This window comes from Thermoactinomyces vulgaris, assembly GCF_003688725.1.
Classification (GTDB): domain Bacteria; phylum Bacillota; class Bacilli; order Thermoactinomycetales; family Thermoactinomycetaceae; genus Thermoactinomyces; species Thermoactinomyces vulgaris.
This window is the reverse complement of sequence record NZ_REFP01000012.1, coordinates 23846-37290: the sequence shown is the minus strand read 5'-3', so window position 1 is coordinate 37290 and position 13445 is coordinate 23846. Positions and strand designations below refer to the sequence as shown.

Annotated in this window: 22 protein-coding genes; all 22 read left to right on the top strand. The window is 49.6% G+C overall.

What is annotated here, in order from left to right; genetic code table 11:
* Positions 1 to 31 precede the first annotated feature (31 nt).
* The 22 genes from ATH33_RS11630 to ATH33_RS11520 all read left to right on the top strand — a co-directional run bounded on the left by ATH33_RS11630 (position 32) and on the right by ATH33_RS11520 (position 13440).
* On the top strand, positions 32 to 286 hold the full coding sequence (locus tag ATH33_RS11630; protein WP_121874447.1) for a 50S ribosomal protein L7ae-like protein: 255 nt from the start codon (positions 32 to 34) through the stop codon (positions 284 to 286).
* 151 nt (positions 287 to 437) lie between these two features.
* Positions 438 to 851: a 30S ribosomal protein S12 gene (gene rpsL / locus ATH33_RS11625; RefSeq protein ID WP_037997033.1), complete on the top strand. Its 414-nt coding sequence runs from the start codon at positions 438 to 440 to the stop codon at positions 849 to 851.
* A 45-nt stretch (positions 852 to 896) separates the two neighbouring features.
* A complete protein-coding gene (rpsG, locus tag ATH33_RS11620; RefSeq protein WP_037997036.1) occupies positions 897 to 1367 on the top strand; it encodes a 30S ribosomal protein S7 in 471 nt (156 codons plus the stop codon).
* A gap of 34 nt (positions 1368 to 1401) precedes the next feature.
* A complete protein-coding gene (gene fusA, locus ATH33_RS11615) occupies positions 1402 to 3477 on the top strand; it encodes an elongation factor G (protein WP_037997038.1) in 2076 nt (691 codons plus the stop codon).
* A gap of 110 nt (positions 3478 to 3587) precedes the next feature.
* The gene (tuf, locus tag ATH33_RS11610; protein ID WP_037997041.1) at positions 3588 to 4775 is read left to right on the top strand and encodes an elongation factor Tu; all 1188 of its coding nucleotides are present in this window, start codon (positions 3588 to 3590) and stop codon (positions 4773 to 4775) included.
* A 272-nt stretch (positions 4776 to 5047) separates the two neighbouring features.
* Positions 5048 to 5830 carry a type I 3-dehydroquinate dehydratase gene (gene aroD, locus ATH33_RS11605; protein ID WP_049720821.1) on the top strand — a complete coding sequence of 261 codons (783 nt, stop codon included), beginning with the start codon at positions 5048 to 5050 and terminating at the stop codon, positions 5828 to 5830.
* 136 nt (positions 5831 to 5966) lie between these two features.
* A complete protein-coding gene (locus ATH33_RS11600) occupies positions 5967 to 6536 on the top strand; it encodes a shikimate kinase (RefSeq protein ID WP_121874460.1) in 570 nt (189 codons plus the stop codon).
* A gap of 261 nt (positions 6537 to 6797) precedes the next feature.
* Positions 6798 to 7106: a 30S ribosomal protein S10 gene (rpsJ, locus tag ATH33_RS11590; RefSeq protein WP_037997048.1), complete on the top strand. Its 309-nt coding sequence runs from the start codon at positions 6798 to 6800 to the stop codon at positions 7104 to 7106.
* A 33-nt stretch (positions 7107 to 7139) separates the two neighbouring features.
* Positions 7140 to 7769 carry a 50S ribosomal protein L3 gene (gene rplC, locus ATH33_RS11585; RefSeq protein WP_082240741.1) on the top strand — a complete coding sequence of 210 codons (630 nt, stop codon included), beginning with the start codon at positions 7140 to 7142 and terminating at the stop codon, positions 7767 to 7769.
* A gap of 25 nt (positions 7770 to 7794) precedes the next feature.
* Positions 7795 to 8421 carry a 50S ribosomal protein L4 gene (gene rplD, locus ATH33_RS11580; RefSeq protein WP_037997051.1) on the top strand — a complete coding sequence of 209 codons (627 nt, stop codon included), beginning with the start codon at positions 7795 to 7797 and terminating at the stop codon, positions 8419 to 8421.
* Entirely contained in the window at positions 8418 to 8705 is a 288-nt protein-coding gene (gene rplW, locus ATH33_RS11575) for a 50S ribosomal protein L23 (RefSeq protein ID WP_037997053.1), read from the top strand. Before rplD ends, rplW begins: the two co-directional genes overlap by 4 nt.
* Positions 8706 to 8732: 27 nt before the next feature.
* Positions 8733 to 9566: a 50S ribosomal protein L2 gene (rplB, locus tag ATH33_RS11570; protein ID WP_037997056.1), complete on the top strand. Its 834-nt coding sequence runs from the start codon at positions 8733 to 8735 to the stop codon at positions 9564 to 9566.
* A gap of 39 nt (positions 9567 to 9605) precedes the next feature.
* Positions 9606 to 9887, top strand: coding sequence for a 30S ribosomal protein S19 (rpsS, locus tag ATH33_RS11565; RefSeq protein ID WP_037997058.1), 282 nt, complete (start codon positions 9606 to 9608; stop codon positions 9885 to 9887).
* Positions 9888 to 9916: 29 nt separating this feature from the next.
* Positions 9917 to 10252, top strand: coding sequence for a 50S ribosomal protein L22 (gene rplV / locus ATH33_RS11560; protein WP_037997060.1), 336 nt, complete (start codon positions 9917 to 9919; stop codon positions 10250 to 10252).
* A gap of 22 nt (positions 10253 to 10274) precedes the next feature.
* Positions 10275 to 10937, top strand: a complete 663-nt coding sequence (rpsC, locus tag ATH33_RS11555; protein WP_037997062.1) for a 30S ribosomal protein S3 — start codon at positions 10275 to 10277, stop codon at positions 10935 to 10937.
* A 3-nt stretch (positions 10938 to 10940) separates the two neighbouring features.
* Positions 10941 to 11366: a 50S ribosomal protein L16 gene (gene rplP / locus ATH33_RS11550; RefSeq protein ID WP_037997063.1), complete on the top strand. Its 426-nt coding sequence runs from the start codon at positions 10941 to 10943 to the stop codon at positions 11364 to 11366.
* The gene (gene rpmC, locus ATH33_RS11545) at positions 11363 to 11575 is read left to right on the top strand and encodes a 50S ribosomal protein L29 (protein WP_037997849.1); all 213 of its coding nucleotides are present in this window, start codon (positions 11363 to 11365) and stop codon (positions 11573 to 11575) included. Before rplP ends, rpmC begins: the two co-directional genes overlap by 4 nt.
* Positions 11572 to 11838 (top strand): 30S ribosomal protein S17, encoded by a 267-nt coding sequence (gene rpsQ / locus ATH33_RS11540; protein ID WP_037997846.1) that lies wholly within the window; start codon positions 11572 to 11574, stop codon positions 11836 to 11838. Before rpmC ends, rpsQ begins: the two co-directional genes overlap by 4 nt.
* A gap of 38 nt (positions 11839 to 11876) precedes the next feature.
* On the top strand, positions 11877 to 12245 hold the full coding sequence (rplN, locus tag ATH33_RS11535) for a 50S ribosomal protein L14 (protein ID WP_037997843.1): 369 nt from the start codon (positions 11877 to 11879) through the stop codon (positions 12243 to 12245).
* 53 nt (positions 12246 to 12298) lie between these two features.
* A complete protein-coding gene (gene rplX, locus ATH33_RS11530; RefSeq protein ID WP_037997839.1) occupies positions 12299 to 12652 on the top strand; it encodes a 50S ribosomal protein L24 in 354 nt (117 codons plus the stop codon).
* Between the two features lie 26 nt (positions 12653 to 12678).
* Positions 12679 to 13221 carry a 50S ribosomal protein L5 gene (rplE, locus tag ATH33_RS11525; protein ID WP_037997838.1) on the top strand — a complete coding sequence of 181 codons (543 nt, stop codon included), beginning with the start codon at positions 12679 to 12681 and terminating at the stop codon, positions 13219 to 13221.
* 33 nt (positions 13222 to 13254) lie between these two features.
* A complete protein-coding gene (locus ATH33_RS11520; RefSeq protein WP_037997836.1) occupies positions 13255 to 13440 on the top strand; it encodes a type Z 30S ribosomal protein S14 in 186 nt (61 codons plus the stop codon).
* Positions 13441 to 13445: the final 5 nt, after the last annotated feature.

The window sequence follows — 13445 nt, the reverse complement described above, 5'->3', positions numbered from 1 at the left end:
TGTAAATTATTCACTTTGGAGGGCAGCAAGCATGTCTTATGAAAAAGTGAAACAAGCAAATTCGTTAACGATTGGTGCCAAGCAAACGAAGAAAGCCATCGAACAGGGGATTGTCACCCGGGTGTTTGTGGCTGATGATGCGGATCCGCGAATCACAGAACCGATTGTTATGCTTTGCAAAGAGAAAGGAATCGCTGCGGAACACGTCGACTCCATGAAAAAGCTCGGAAAAGCTTGCGGCATTGAAGTCGGCGCAGCGACGGCAGCGATTTTGAAAGAAGTGTGAGCGACGATATAAACGGTTGGCCGCGCAGGGTGATTGCGCGGCTGGCCTCCTGAAACATAAGTCGTTCCCATTTTTATAACCACAGATGGAACACCTGGATCTGTGGTCTTGTGAACAAGTTAAATCCGCGCCAAAGGGAGGTGCCTGAAGAATGCCGACAATTAATCAGCTCGTGCGTAAAGGTCGTAAAAGCAAAAAATCTCAATCCAAATCACCAGCGCTTCAATACACCTACAACACGCTGAGAAAAGAGGTTGTACACCAAAGTGCACCGCAAAAACGCGGAGTATGTACCCGTGTGGGCACGATGACGCCGAAAAAGCCGAACTCCGCTTTGCGTAAATATGCCCGTGTCCGTTTGACAAACGGAACCGAGGTGACGGCGTACATTCCGGGAATCGGCCATAACCTGCAAGAACACTCCGTGGTTTTGGTTCGTGGCGGACGTGTTAAAGACTTGCCTGGTGTGCGTTACCACATTGTGCGTGGCGCTTTGGACACGGCCGGAGTGACCGACCGGAAACAAGGCCGTTCCAAATACGGTACCAAACGCCCGAAAAAATAATGAAGCATAAGATTTGACAAAATGGGAAAAAAAGGAGGGAGAAGCATGCCGCGTAAAGGCCCAGTACCTCGTCGGGATGCGCTGCCGGATCCGATTTACAACAGCAAACTGGTTACCCGTCTGATCAACCGGCTGATGTATGACGGAAAAAAAGGAGTTGCTCAGCGCATTTTGTACAATGCCTTTGATATCATCCGCGAGCGTTCCGGAAATGATCCGATGGAAGTGTTTGAACAAGCACTGAAAAACGTAATGCCAGTATTGGAAGTAAAGGCACGTCGTGTTGGGGGTGCCAACTACCAAGTGCCGGTTGAAGTCAAGCCGGAGCGCCGTACCAGCCTTGGTTTGCGTTGGCTCGTGAACTATGCCCGTCTTCGCAGCGAGAAGACCATGGAAGAGCGTTTGGCCAACGAAATCATGGATGCAGCAAACAACACAGGAGCTGCAGTGAAGAAGAAAGAAGATACACACCGGATGGCAGAAGCAAACCGTGCTTTTGCACATTATCGCTGGTAATCTAAATTTGCCGACATGAAAGGAGAAATTTCCGATGGCCCGTGAATTCTCCTTACAAGATACACGTAACATTGGAATCATGGCTCACATTGATGCAGGTAAAACAACGACCACCGAGCGGATTCTGTTCTATACCGGTCGTGTGCACAAAATCGGGGAAACCCATGAAGGTGCCGCCACGATGGACTGGATGGAACAGGAGCAGGAGCGCGGAATCACCATTACTTCCGCCGCAACCACGGCTCAGTGGAAAGGACATCGGATTAACATCATCGATACTCCGGGTCACGTTGATTTTACCGTGGAAGTTGAGCGTTCTCTGCGTGTATTGGATGGAGCTGTAGGGGTTTTTTGTGCGAAAGGTGGCGTAGAGCCGCAATCCGAAACGGTATGGCGTCAGGCTGACACCTATCACGTTCCCCGCATTGCTTACGTAAACAAAATGGATATCATCGGTGCTGACTTCTACGGTGCCGTTGAGCAAATGCGTGAACGTTTGAACGCCAATGCCGTTCCGATTCAGTTGCCGATCGGCGCTGAAGATACGTTTGAAGGCATCATCGACCTCATCAACATGAATGCGATCTTTTACCTCGATGACTTGGGAACTCGTTCCGAGGCCCGCGAAATTCCCGAAGAGTATAAGGAAAAAGCGGAAGAATACCGCACTGCATTGGTGGAAGCGGTCGCTGAGTTGGATGAAGAGTTGATGATGAAGTACCTCGAAGGGGAAGAATTGACTGTTGATGAAATTAAAGCGGCACTCCGCAAAGGAACATGTAACGTAGAAATCACGCCGGTTCTTTGCGGTTCTTCCTACAAAAACAAAGGGGTTCAATTGTTGCTGGATGCTGTCGTGGATTATTTGCCGTCCCCGCTCGACGTGCCGGACATCCAAGGAACGTTGCCGGATGGCACCGAAGCCAGCCGCAAATCCGGGGATGACGAGCCGTTTGCAGCGTTGGCTTTTAAAGTCATGACAGATCCGTATGTAGGAAAATTGACGTTCTTCCGTGTATATTCCGGTACATTGGATTCCGGTTCCTATGTGCTGAATTCAACCAAAGGAAAACGTGAACGCATCGGGCGTATCCTGCAGATGCACGCAAACCACCGTGAAGAGATCAGCACGGTTTATTCCGGTGACATCGCTGCAGGGGTGGGACTGAAAGACACCACCACTGGTGAAACCCTGTGTGATGAAAAACACCCCATCATCCTGGAATCGATGGAATTCCCGGAACCCGTGATCTCCATTGCCATTGAACCGAAATCCAAAAGCGACCAGGATAAAATGGCAGTGGCTCTTTCCAAACTGGCTGAAGAAGACCCGACCTTCAAAACGAGAATGGATGAAGAAACGGGTCAAACCATCATCAGCGGAATGGGAGAGCTTCACCTGGACATCATCGTTGACCGCCTGAAACGCGAATTCAAAGTGGAAGCGAATGTGGGTGCACCTCAGGTTGCCTACAAAGAAACCTTCCGTTCTTCCGCAAAAGTGGAAGGGAAATTTGTGCGTCAGTCCGGTGGACGCGGTCAATACGGTCATGTATGGATCGAATTCGAACCGCTTGAAGAAGGTGCCGGCTTTGAATTTGTCAACAAAATTGTCGGTGGGGTTGTACCGAAAGAATACATCCCGGCCGTACAAAACGGAATCGAAGAAGCCATGCAAAACGGTGTGTTGGCGGGTTATCCGTTGGTGGACATCCGTGCGACACTCTTCGACGGATCTTACCACGATGTGGACTCGTCAGAAATGGCCTTTAAAATCGCAGGTTCCATGGCGTTGAAAGCAGCCAAGGACAAATGTAACCCGGTTCTCCTCGAACCTATCATGAAAGTGGAAGTCGTGGTTCCGGAGGAATACATGGGAGATGTCATGGGTGACATCAACTCGCGCCGCGGACGTGTGGAAGGAATGGAATCCCGTTCCGGAGGCCAAGTCATCCGTGCGATGGTTCCGCTTGCCGAGATGTTCGGTTACGTAAACACGTTGCGTTCCCGCACGCAAGGACGCGGTGTCTTCACAATGGTGTTTGACCATTATGAAGAAGTGCCGAAAAACATCGCGGATGAAATTGTCAAAAAAGCAACTGGCGCTTAATGGCAAACCCTGCTAAACTACCTGGAGAAGCGGAAAAATGTCCGCTTCCCTGATTCCAATAAATCTATTAAAATATTACTGATTCCTAAGTAAAGGGAGGATTATTCGATATGTCTAAAGCCAAATTCGAGCGTACAAAACCGCACGTAAATATCGGAACAATCGGTCACGTTGACCATGGTAAGACCACTTTGACCGCTGCAATCACAACCGTTCTTTCTCAAACCGGTGGTGCTGAAGCACAAGCTTACGATCAAATCGACAAAGCTCCGGAAGAAAGAGAACGTGGAATCACCATCTCCACCGCTCACGTTGAGTACGAAACCGAAAACCGTCACTATGCTCACGTTGACTGCCCGGGGCACGCTGACTACGTGAAAAACATGATCACGGGTGCTGCCCAAATGGACGGAGCCATCCTGGTTGTTTCCGCAGCTGACGGTCCGATGCCGCAAACCCGTGAGCACATCTTGCTGTCCCGCCAAGTGGGTGTTCCGTACATCGTTGTATTCTTGAACAAATGCGACATGGTGGACGACGAAGAGCTTCTCGAGCTTGTTGAAATGGAAGTTCGCGAGTTGCTCAGCGAGTACGAGTTCCCGGGAGATGACATTCCGGTTGTCCGCGGTTCTGCATTGAAAGCTCTGGAAAATCCGACCGGAGAAGATGCTCAACCGATTCTCGAACTCATGAAAGCCGTCGACGAATATGTTCCGACTCCGGAACGCGACACCGACAAAACCTTCTTGATGCCTGTGGAAGATGTGTTCACCATCACCGGTCGTGGTACCGTTGCTACCGGTCGTGTAGAGCGTGGTGTTCTGAACACAGGTGACGAAGTGGAAATCGTTGGTTTGGATGAAACCCGCAAAACGGTTGTAACCGGAATTGAAATGTTCCGTAAGTTGCTCGACAGCGCTGAAGCTGGTGACAACATCGGTGCATTGTTGCGTGGTATTGACCGCAAAGAAATCCAACGTGGTCAAGTTCTCGCAAAACCGGGAAGCGTAAACCCGCACACCAAATTTAAAGCACAAGTTTATGTATTGTCCAAAGAAGAAGGTGGACGTCATACCCCGTTCTTCTCCAACTATCGTCCGCAATTCTACTTCCGCACCACGGACGTAACCGGTGTTATCAAACTGCCGGAAGGCGTTGAAATGTGCATGCCTGGTGACAACGTGGAAATGGAAGTTGAACTCATTGCACCGATTGCTATTGAAGATGGTACCCGCTTCGCTATCCGTGAAGGTGGACGTACCGTTGGTGCAGGTGCCGTTACCCAAATCATTGAGTAATATCAATGGTGGATTTGGCACAACCGCTGCCTGAAATCAGGCAGCGGTTTTTTTATGGCCGAAAACCACGGATGTGCGGCTCCTTGCTTTGGAATGTGCGGTGGAATGGTTGCTTGGGGCATCGATGGAGGCGGATGCGGTTTTAAACGGGACGGGTACACCATCATCCGGTATGCAAGTTTTTTTCTTCAGGGTGGATATAGTATAGTAAATTCAATACGCATGCATCCAGCCTGAAAAGGCAGAGAGGCGGAGAGGAGTGTGAAGGGTGAATGAATATTTCGCCAACGGTCGTTTCGGTCCGAAAGGTTGAAATCGGGGGCGGACAGCCATGTATTTGTGTCCCAGTGGTCGGCAAAGATGCGGATGAGATCCTGAAGCAGACAAGGGAACTTTGTCGGAAAAAGCCGGATTTGATCGAGTGGAGGGCGGACTTTTTTCAAGAGATCAGCGATCCGGAAAAGGTGTTGGATGTTGTTCAGCACATGAGGGGGATGATCGGGGAGATTCCGCTTTTGTTCACGATTCGCTCCGAAAAAGAAGGGGGGCAACCCATCCCATTGACGGATTCAGAAAAAATCAGCCTGATGAAGCGGGTCTGTCAAACCCGTCAGGTGGATCTGATTGACCACGAGTTGTGGGATGAGCGGAACATCCCGGTTATCCGCAACGTTTCCAAAGAGTACGGGGTCCGCTTGATTTTGTCTTTCCATGATTTTGCTCAGACTCCATCAAAAGAAGTGCTGGTTGATAAAATCTTAAAAGCCGGGGAGTTCGGGGCGGATATTGCCAAAGTGGCCGTGATGCCCGTCACTTTCAAGGATGTGATCGTTTTAATGGGAGCAACCGAAGAAGCGCGGCATCATGTGCGAATTCCCTTAATCACCATGTCGATGGGCGGATTGGGGACGATGACCCGGCTGGCGGGTTGGCAATACGGGTCCGCCGTCACGTTTGCCGCCGGATCGCGATGTTCTGCTCCGGGACAAATGCCGGTTGAAGAGGTCCAAAATCTGTTGCCGGTCATTCGAAAGTATACCCGGGGCGAAGATTGACACGGTTTGCGGGTGCGCTTTATACTCTTAGTTAATTAAAAGGGCCTGGATGGAAGAGATTGGATGGAATCCGGAAAACTGTGCCGATCTTTCTTCTGACGGGTTCAGCACTGGCGGGAAAAGGGTGAAAGCGGAGATGAAGGAACCGGATGGTCTTTCGTGTCAGGAGCGAAATCTTGTGCTGATTGGTTTTATGGGAGCGGGAAAAACAACGGTCGGGAAGCAGGTGGCTGGGAGGTTGGGCTTTGATTTTGTGGATACGGATCGGGAATTGGAAAAAGTGCTTCACATGTCTGTCCCGCAAATTTTTGCCCGCAAAGGGGAAGCCTGGTTCCGGCGGCAGGAACGGAATCTGATCGTCAGGTTGTGTGCGGGGGAGCAAAGGAAGGTGCTTTCCCTTGGCGGCGGTGCGTATTTGCAGAAAGAGGTGCGCCGTGTCTGCCTGGAACACGGCCTGGTCGTTTTCCTCGATGTATCCTGGGAATATTGGAAAAAGGAACGTTATCCGCGGATCCGTGACAACCGGCCGGTTTTGCAAAACAAAACGATGGAAGAGATCAAAGGGTTGTTTTTTGAAAGAAGGCGTCAGTATGTATTAAGTCATGCAAGCATTGCCATCACGAACCGGAAAGACGCCGAGCAAGCCGCCGGCCGGATTGCGGCATTTCTCCGTCGTGCACGGGAATCGGAAAAAGCCAAACCGTGACGCCCGGCAGGAAATTGCCATATGGTTCCCGTACTCTTTTATTCCGGGACTTTTTCATCAAAAATGGGACAATGGCTCCCCGATGCAATCAAAACAAGAAAAAAACTTGCATATCTATTGTTTTTTCTTTATAATCGTGAATGTTGTCATGAACGCGATGAAGCGAAAGGTTGCCGACACACCCGGCCCCTTTGCCATGGCCGGGCGGGAAATTTTCGTGGAGAAGTTCATTTTCAAAATGGGCGAGAAGGAGGGGTAAAGATGGCAAAACAAAAGATTCGCATTCGGTTGAAAGCTTACGATCACCGCATTTTGGACCAATCTGCGGTAAAAATCGTGGATACCGCCAAGCGGACAGGCGCCAGTGTTTCCGGCCCGATCCCGCTTCCGACGGAAAAATCGGTTTATACGATTTTGCGCGCGGTTCACAAATACAAAGATTCTCGTGAGCAATTCGAAATGCGCACTCATAAACGTCTCATTGACATCATGAATCCAACTCAGCAAACAGTGGATGCGTTGATGAGATTGGATCTTCCGTCTGGTGTCGATATCGAAATCAAATTGTAATCTCTGATTCTGTAATGGCAGGAGGTGTGCAAAGTGAAAGGGATTCTCGGTAGAAAAGTCGGGATGACTCAGGTCTTCAATGAAGACGGAGTGGTCACTCCGGTTACGGTGGTTGAAGCAGGTCCCTGTGTCGTGTTGCAGAAAAAAGAAGTCGCAACCGACGGATACGAGGCCGTTCAACTCGGTTTTGACGAAAAGAAAGAACATCGTGCAAACAAGCCGGAACTCGGTCATGCGAAAAAAGCCGGCGTCAAACCCCAAAAATTCATCAAAGAGATTCGCGGTGTGAATTTGGATGAGTATGAATTGGGAAGCACCATCAAAGCGGATATTTTCTCCGAAGGGGACATCGTGGATGTCACAGGTACATCCAAAGGGAAAGGATTTGCCGGTGCCATTAAACGGCATAATCAATCCCGCGGTCCGATGAGCCACGGTTCCCGTTATCATCGCAGACCCGGTTCTTTGGGTGCGGTTGGTCCGAGCCGTGTGTTTAAAGGACAAACATTGCCCGGACGCATGGGCGGAGACAAGGTGACAACACAAAACCTGCAAGTGGTTCGTGTTGATGCCGAGAAAAATCTGCTCTTGATCAAAGGCGCCATTCCGGGACCGAAAAACGGTTATGTTGTGATCAAATCTGCTGTGAAAGCAGGCAATTGATTGAGTGAAGAAAGGAGGAGCATCCATGCCAAAGTTAACGGTCTTAGATATGAGCGGTAAGCAAGTCGGGGACATTGAGCTTTCTGAAAGTGTTTTTGGCATCACCCCGAATGAAGCTGTGTTGCACGAAGCCGTTGTCATGCAACAAGCATCCTTGCGCCGCGGTACCCATGCAACCAAAAATCGTGCGGCTGTGAGCGGTGGCGGCAAAAAACCTTGGAGACAAAAAGGAACCGGACGCGCACGTCACGGCAGCATTCGTTCCCCGTTGTGGGTTGGCGGTGGCACCGTGTTTGGTCCGCAACCACGGAGCTATGCATACAAATTGCCGAAAAAAGTACGGCGACTCGCCATCAAATCGGCGCTTTCTTCCAAAGTGAACGACAGCGAGCTGATCGTTCTGGATGAATTGAAAATGGAACAGCCCAAAACCCGTGAGATGGTTCAAGTCCTCAAAAACCTGGGTGTGGATCGCAAAGCGTTGATCGTTGCAGATCAAGTGGAAGAAAATGCAGAGCTGTCCGCCCGTAACATTCCGGGAGTGAAAGTGATCCCGGCTGAAGGCTTGAATGTTCTTGATGTGCTTTATCATGACAAACTCATTCTCACCCGCGGGGCTGTGAATCGCATTGAGGAGGTGTTTGGCCAGTGAAAAACCCACGTGACATTATTCGTCGACCGGTCATCACCGAAGAGTCCACAGACCTGATGGAAGAAAAGAAATATGTATTTGAAGTGGATCCTCGCGCAAACAAAGTGGAAGTGAAAAAAGCGATCGAAGAGATCTTCGGCGTGAAAGTGGATAAAGTAAACACGATGCGCGTAAAAGGAAAAGTGAAACGTTACGGTCGTTACAGCGGTCGCAGACCCGAACGGAAAAAAGCGATTGTAACGCTCACGGAAGACAGCAAGGCCATCGAAGTATTCGAGGTTTGATTTTAAGCAAGAAGGAGGGAAAGAGCAGTGGCTATTAAATCTTTTAAGCCAACGACCCCGTCCCGTCGTCATATGACCGTTTCGGCATTTGATGAGATTACGACGGATAAGCCGGAAAAGTCATTGGTTGTTCCGCTGGTGAGAAAAGCCGGCCGCAACAATCAAGGGAAATTAACGGTCCGCCATCAAGGTGGGGGACATAAACGGAAATACCGTATCATTGACTTTAAACGTGATAAAGATGGCATTCCTGGCAAAGTTGCCACAATCGAGTACGACCCGAACCGTTCTGCAAACATTGCACTGATCCATTATAAAGATGGTGAAAAACGCTACATCCTGGCACCGCACGGGTTGAAAGTCGGAATGACCGTGGTTTCCGGTCCGGATGCGGACATTCGTGTCGGAAACGCCTTGCCGCTGAAAAACATCCCGGTGGGTACGGTGATTCACAACATCGAAATGAAACCGGGCCGCGGCGGTCAATTGGTGCGTGCTGCAGGTGCTTCTGCACAATTGCTCGGAAAAGAAGGAAAATATGCGATCATTCGCCTGACTTCCGGTGAAACCCGGATGATCCTTCTCACCTGTCGTGCAACGATTGGTCAAGTAGGAAACATTGATCATGAATTGATCCGTGTGGGTAAAGCCGGACGTTCTCGTTGGATGGGTAAACGGCCGACGGTTCGCGGTTCGGTGATGAACCCGGTGGATCACCCGCATGGTGGTGGGGAAGGTCGTGCACCGATCGGACGCAAATCTCCGGTTACACCGTGGGGGAAACCGACGCTGGGTTACAAAACCCGCAAGAAAAACAAGCAGTCTGACAAATATATTATTCGTCGCCGTAAAAGTAAATAAAGGCTGTGAAATAGCCTCACTCGAAGGGAGGTCGAACTTATGGGCCGCAGCTTGAAAAAAGGGCCATTTGCCGATGCACATCTTTTGAAAAAAGTGGAAGAACTGAACAAAAAAGACGAAAAACGTGTGATCAAAACATGGTCTCGTCGTTCCACCATTTTCCCCGAATTTGTGGGTCATACGTTTGCTGTGCATGACGGGCGCAAACATGTGCCGGTTTATGTGACAGAAGACATGGTGGGCCACAAATTGGGTGAATTCGTACCGACCCGGACCTTCAGAGGGCATGCCGGTGATGACAAGAAAACGAAAAGACGGTAGAGGTTTCGGTTAAGAGAGGAGGTTAAATGATGAAAGCAAAAGCAGTTGCTCGTTACGTGCGGATCACTCCCCGTAAAGCACGTCTGGTGATTGACTTGATTCGCGGCAAATCTGTAGAAGAGGCACTTGCCATTTTACGCTTTACTCCTCGTGCCGCCTCTCCGATTATTGAGAAAGTGTTGAATTCCGCCGTAGCGAATGCGGAGCATAACTACAATATGGACACCAATCGTCTTTATGTAGAGCAAGCTTTCGTAGATGAGGGGCCGACGATGAAGCGTTACATTGCACGTGCTCGGGGTGGCGCGGGCCGTATCAACAAACGCACAAGCCACATTACGGTAGTTGTTTCTGAAAAAGAATGATTGAATAAGGAGGGATGAAGCTTTGGGTCAAAAGGTAAATCCGGTGGGTCTGCGTGTCGGCGTGATCCGCGACTGGGAATCCAAATGGTATGCGGATAAAGACTATGCAGATCTCTTGCACGAAGACATTCGAGTCCGTGAGTATATCAAAAAACGCCTGAAAGATGCAGCGGTGTCTGGAATTGAGATTGAACGTGCTGCAAATCGCATTAACATTACCCTTCATACCGCGAAACCCGGAATGGTGATCGGTAAAGGTGGAGCTGAGGTGGAAGCACTTCGTCAGGCTCTCACAAAATTGACCGGCAAGAAAGTTCACATCAATATCAGCGAAGTGAAAAACCCGGAGCTTGATGCATATCTGGTAGCTGAAAACATTGCACAACAACTGGAACGCCGTGTTTCGTTCCGTCGTGCGATGAAGCAAGCCATTCAGCGTTCGGTTCGTGCTGGTGCAAAAGGGGTTCGCACTTTGGTGAGCGGCCGTCTTGGCGGTGCAGACATTGCACGCAGTGAAGGTTACAGCGAAGGAACGGTTCCGCTTCACACATTGCGTGCAGATATTGACTACGGTTTTGCCGAAGCACACACCACATACGGCCGGATTGGTGTGAAGGTATGGATTTATCGTGGCGAAGTTTTGCCGCAAAAAAATAAAGAAGGAGCAGCGGAAGGAGGCGAGTAACCTATGCTGATGCCAAAACGCGTGAAGTTCCGCCGTCCACATCGCCCCAGTTTGAAAGGGAGGGCAAAAGGCGGTACGGAAGTCGCTTTCGGTGAATATGGTTTACAAGCGCTTGAACCGGCTTGGATCACCAACCGTCAAATCGAAGCTGCCCGTATTGCCATGACCCGTTACATGAAACGTGGCGGGAAAGTGTGGATTAAAATTTTCCCGGATCAACCGATCACTCAAAAACCCCTCGAAGTACGGATGGGAAGCGGGAAAGGTTCGCCCGAAAAGTGGGTGGCGGTTGTGAAACCTGGCAAAGTGATGTTTGAAGTAGCAGGGGTTCCGGAAGAAGTGGCCCGTGAAGCGATTCGTCTTGCAGCTCACAAACTTCCGATCAAAACCAAATTTGTAAAACGTGAAGAAGCGGGTGGTAACGAATGAAAGCAAAAGAGCTGATTGAATTGACCACCGCCGAAATCGAGCAAAAGCTCGCACAGTACAAAGAAGAGCTGTTTAACCTCCGCTTCCAATCGGCAACCGGTCAATTGGAAAACCCGGCCCGGTTGCGTCAGGTTCGCAAGGATATTGCCCGTTGTAAAACCGTGTTACGGGAGCGCGAACTAGGGATTGAAAGGAGGAAACAGGGATGAACGAGCGCACAAGTCGCCGTAAAGTACGTGTCGGCAAAGTGGTCAGCGATAAAATGGATAAAACGATCGTCGTCGCTGTTGAAACCTACAAAAAGCATCCGTTGTACGGGAAGCGCGTGAAATACACCAAAAAGTTCAAAGCGCATGATGAAGAAAACCGTGCAAAAGTCGGGGATGTTGTACGAATCATGGAAACACGTCCGCTTTCAAAAGATAAGCGCTGGCGTTTGGTTGAAATCGTTGAAGAAGCAGTGATTGTTTAATGACAAGCGCATGATTGAAGCGGGAAGGAGGGAATGTCATGATTCAACCTCAAACACGTTTGCGTGTGGCAGATAACTCTGGTGCGAAGGAAGTAATGTGCATTCGTGTACTTGGTGGATCGAAAAAAGCATCGGCCGGTATCGGTGATGTGATTGTGGCTTCTGTAAAACAAGCTACACCCGGTGGCGTTGTCAAGAAAGGGGATGTCGTGAAGTGCGTGGTGGTACGCACGGTCCGTTCCGTACGTCGTCCGGACGGTTCTTACATCCGTTTTGACGAAAACGCCGCGGTTGTGATCAAAGATGATAAAAGCCCTCGCGGTACACGGATTTTTGGACCCGTTGCCCGTGAGCTGCGTGACCGCGACTTCATGAAAATCATCTCTTTAGCACCGGAAGTACTCTAAGGATTTCATGAAGATGAAAACAGAACACTTCTGCAGGTAAGGAGGTGCCCGGTATGCACATCAAAAAGGGTGATATGGTCATTGTGATGCGAGGTAAAGAAGCTCCGTACTTCGCAGATGGCAAAAAAGTTTACACTCGCGGCCGTGTGATTAAAGCAATGCCGAAAGAAAACCGTGTGCTGGTTGAAGGTGTCAACATGGTCAAAAAGCACACTCGCCCGACCCAAGCCAATCCACAAGGCGGGATCGTTGAACAGGAAGCACCGATTCATGTGTCCAATGTGATGATCGAAGATCCGAAAACCAAAGAGCCGACCCGTGTCGGTTACAAGTTTGTGGAAGGCAAAAACGGCGAGAAGAAAAAAGTGCGCTATGCGAAAAAATCGGGAGAAATTCTTGACAAGTAATGTTTGATGAAGGGAGGTTAACCCTGATGGCAGCACGCTTGAAAGAGCACTATATCAATGAGGTAACTCCTGCCCTCATGAAAAAATTCGGATACAAATCAACCATGCAATTACCCAAAGTGGAAAAAGTCGTAATCAACATGGGTGTGGGTGAAGCTGTACAAAACTCCAAAGCTTTGGACGGTGCAGTGGAAGACCTCACATTGATTTCCGGTCAAAAGCCTGTTGTGACACGGGCGAAAAAATCAATTGCCGGATTTAAACTCCGTGAAGGAATGCCCATTGGTGCAAAAGTAACGCTTCGTGGTGAACGGATGTATCATTTCCTTGACAAACTGATCAATGTGGCTCTGCCACGGGTTCGCGATTTCCGCGGGGTGTCTCCGAAATCCTTTGACGGACGCGGAAACTACACCCTCGGTTTGAAAGAGCAATTGATTTTCCCGGAAATCTCTTACGACAAAGTGGACAAAGTTCGTGGAATGGATGTCGTGATCGTGACGACAGCCGATACGGATGAAGAAGCGCGTGAAATGTTGGCATTGATGGGAATGCCTTTTCGCAAATAACGGGACGGCAAAACTTTGAAGGGAGGGAATCACTTGGCCAAAAAATCGATGATCGTGAAGTCGAAACGCAAACCGAAATTCAAAGTTCGTGCTTATACGCGCTGTGAACGTTGCGGTCGCCCGCATTCGGTGATGCGTAAGTTCCGTCTGTGTCGTATTTGCTTCCGAGAATTGGCCTACAAAGGGCAGATTCCCGGCGTGAAAAAAGCAAGTTGGTAATAGGA

Excerpts from the sequence above, each read along its gene's own strand:
- ATH33_RS11630 (WP_121874447.1), top strand. The coding sequence starts at position 32 with ATGTCTTATGAAAAAGTGAAACAAGCAAATTCGTTAACGATTGGTGCC.
- rpsL (WP_037997033.1), top strand. The coding sequence starts at position 438 with ATGCCGACAATTAATCAGCTCGTGCGTAAAGGTCGTAAAAGCAAAAAA.
- rpsG (WP_037997036.1), top strand. The coding sequence starts at position 897 with ATGCCGCGTAAAGGCCCAGTACCTCGTCGGGATGCGCTGCCGGATCCG.
- fusA (WP_037997038.1), top strand. The coding sequence starts at position 1,402 with ATGGCCCGTGAATTCTCCTTACAAGATACACGTAACATTGGAATCATG.
- tuf (WP_037997041.1), top strand. The coding sequence starts at position 3,588 with ATGTCTAAAGCCAAATTCGAGCGTACAAAACCGCACGTAAATATCGGA.
- aroD (WP_049720821.1), top strand. The coding sequence starts at position 5,048 with ATGAATATTTCGCCAACGGTCGTTTCGGTCCGAAAGGTTGAAATCGGG.
- ATH33_RS11600 (WP_121874460.1), top strand. The coding sequence starts at position 5,967 with ATGAAGGAACCGGATGGTCTTTCGTGTCAGGAGCGAAATCTTGTGCTG.
- rpsJ (WP_037997048.1), top strand. The coding sequence starts at position 6,798 with ATGGCAAAACAAAAGATTCGCATTCGGTTGAAAGCTTACGATCACCGC.
- rplD (WP_037997051.1), top strand. The coding sequence starts at position 7,795 with ATGCCAAAGTTAACGGTCTTAGATATGAGCGGTAAGCAAGTCGGGGAC.
- rpsS (WP_037997058.1), top strand. The coding sequence starts at position 9,606 with ATGGGCCGCAGCTTGAAAAAAGGGCCATTTGCCGATGCACATCTTTTG.
- rplV (WP_037997060.1), top strand. The coding sequence starts at position 9,917 with ATGAAAGCAAAAGCAGTTGCTCGTTACGTGCGGATCACTCCCCGTAAA.
- rplP (WP_037997063.1), top strand. The coding sequence starts at position 10,941 with ATGCTGATGCCAAAACGCGTGAAGTTCCGCCGTCCACATCGCCCCAGT.
- rpmC (WP_037997849.1), top strand. The coding sequence starts at position 11,363 with ATGAAAGCAAAAGAGCTGATTGAATTGACCACCGCCGAAATCGAGCAA.
- rpsQ (WP_037997846.1), top strand. The coding sequence starts at position 11,572 with ATGAACGAGCGCACAAGTCGCCGTAAAGTACGTGTCGGCAAAGTGGTC.
- rplN (WP_037997843.1), top strand. The coding sequence starts at position 11,877 with ATGATTCAACCTCAAACACGTTTGCGTGTGGCAGATAACTCTGGTGCG.
- rplX (WP_037997839.1), top strand. The coding sequence starts at position 12,299 with ATGCACATCAAAAAGGGTGATATGGTCATTGTGATGCGAGGTAAAGAA.
- rplE (WP_037997838.1), top strand. The coding sequence starts at position 12,679 with ATGGCAGCACGCTTGAAAGAGCACTATATCAATGAGGTAACTCCTGCC.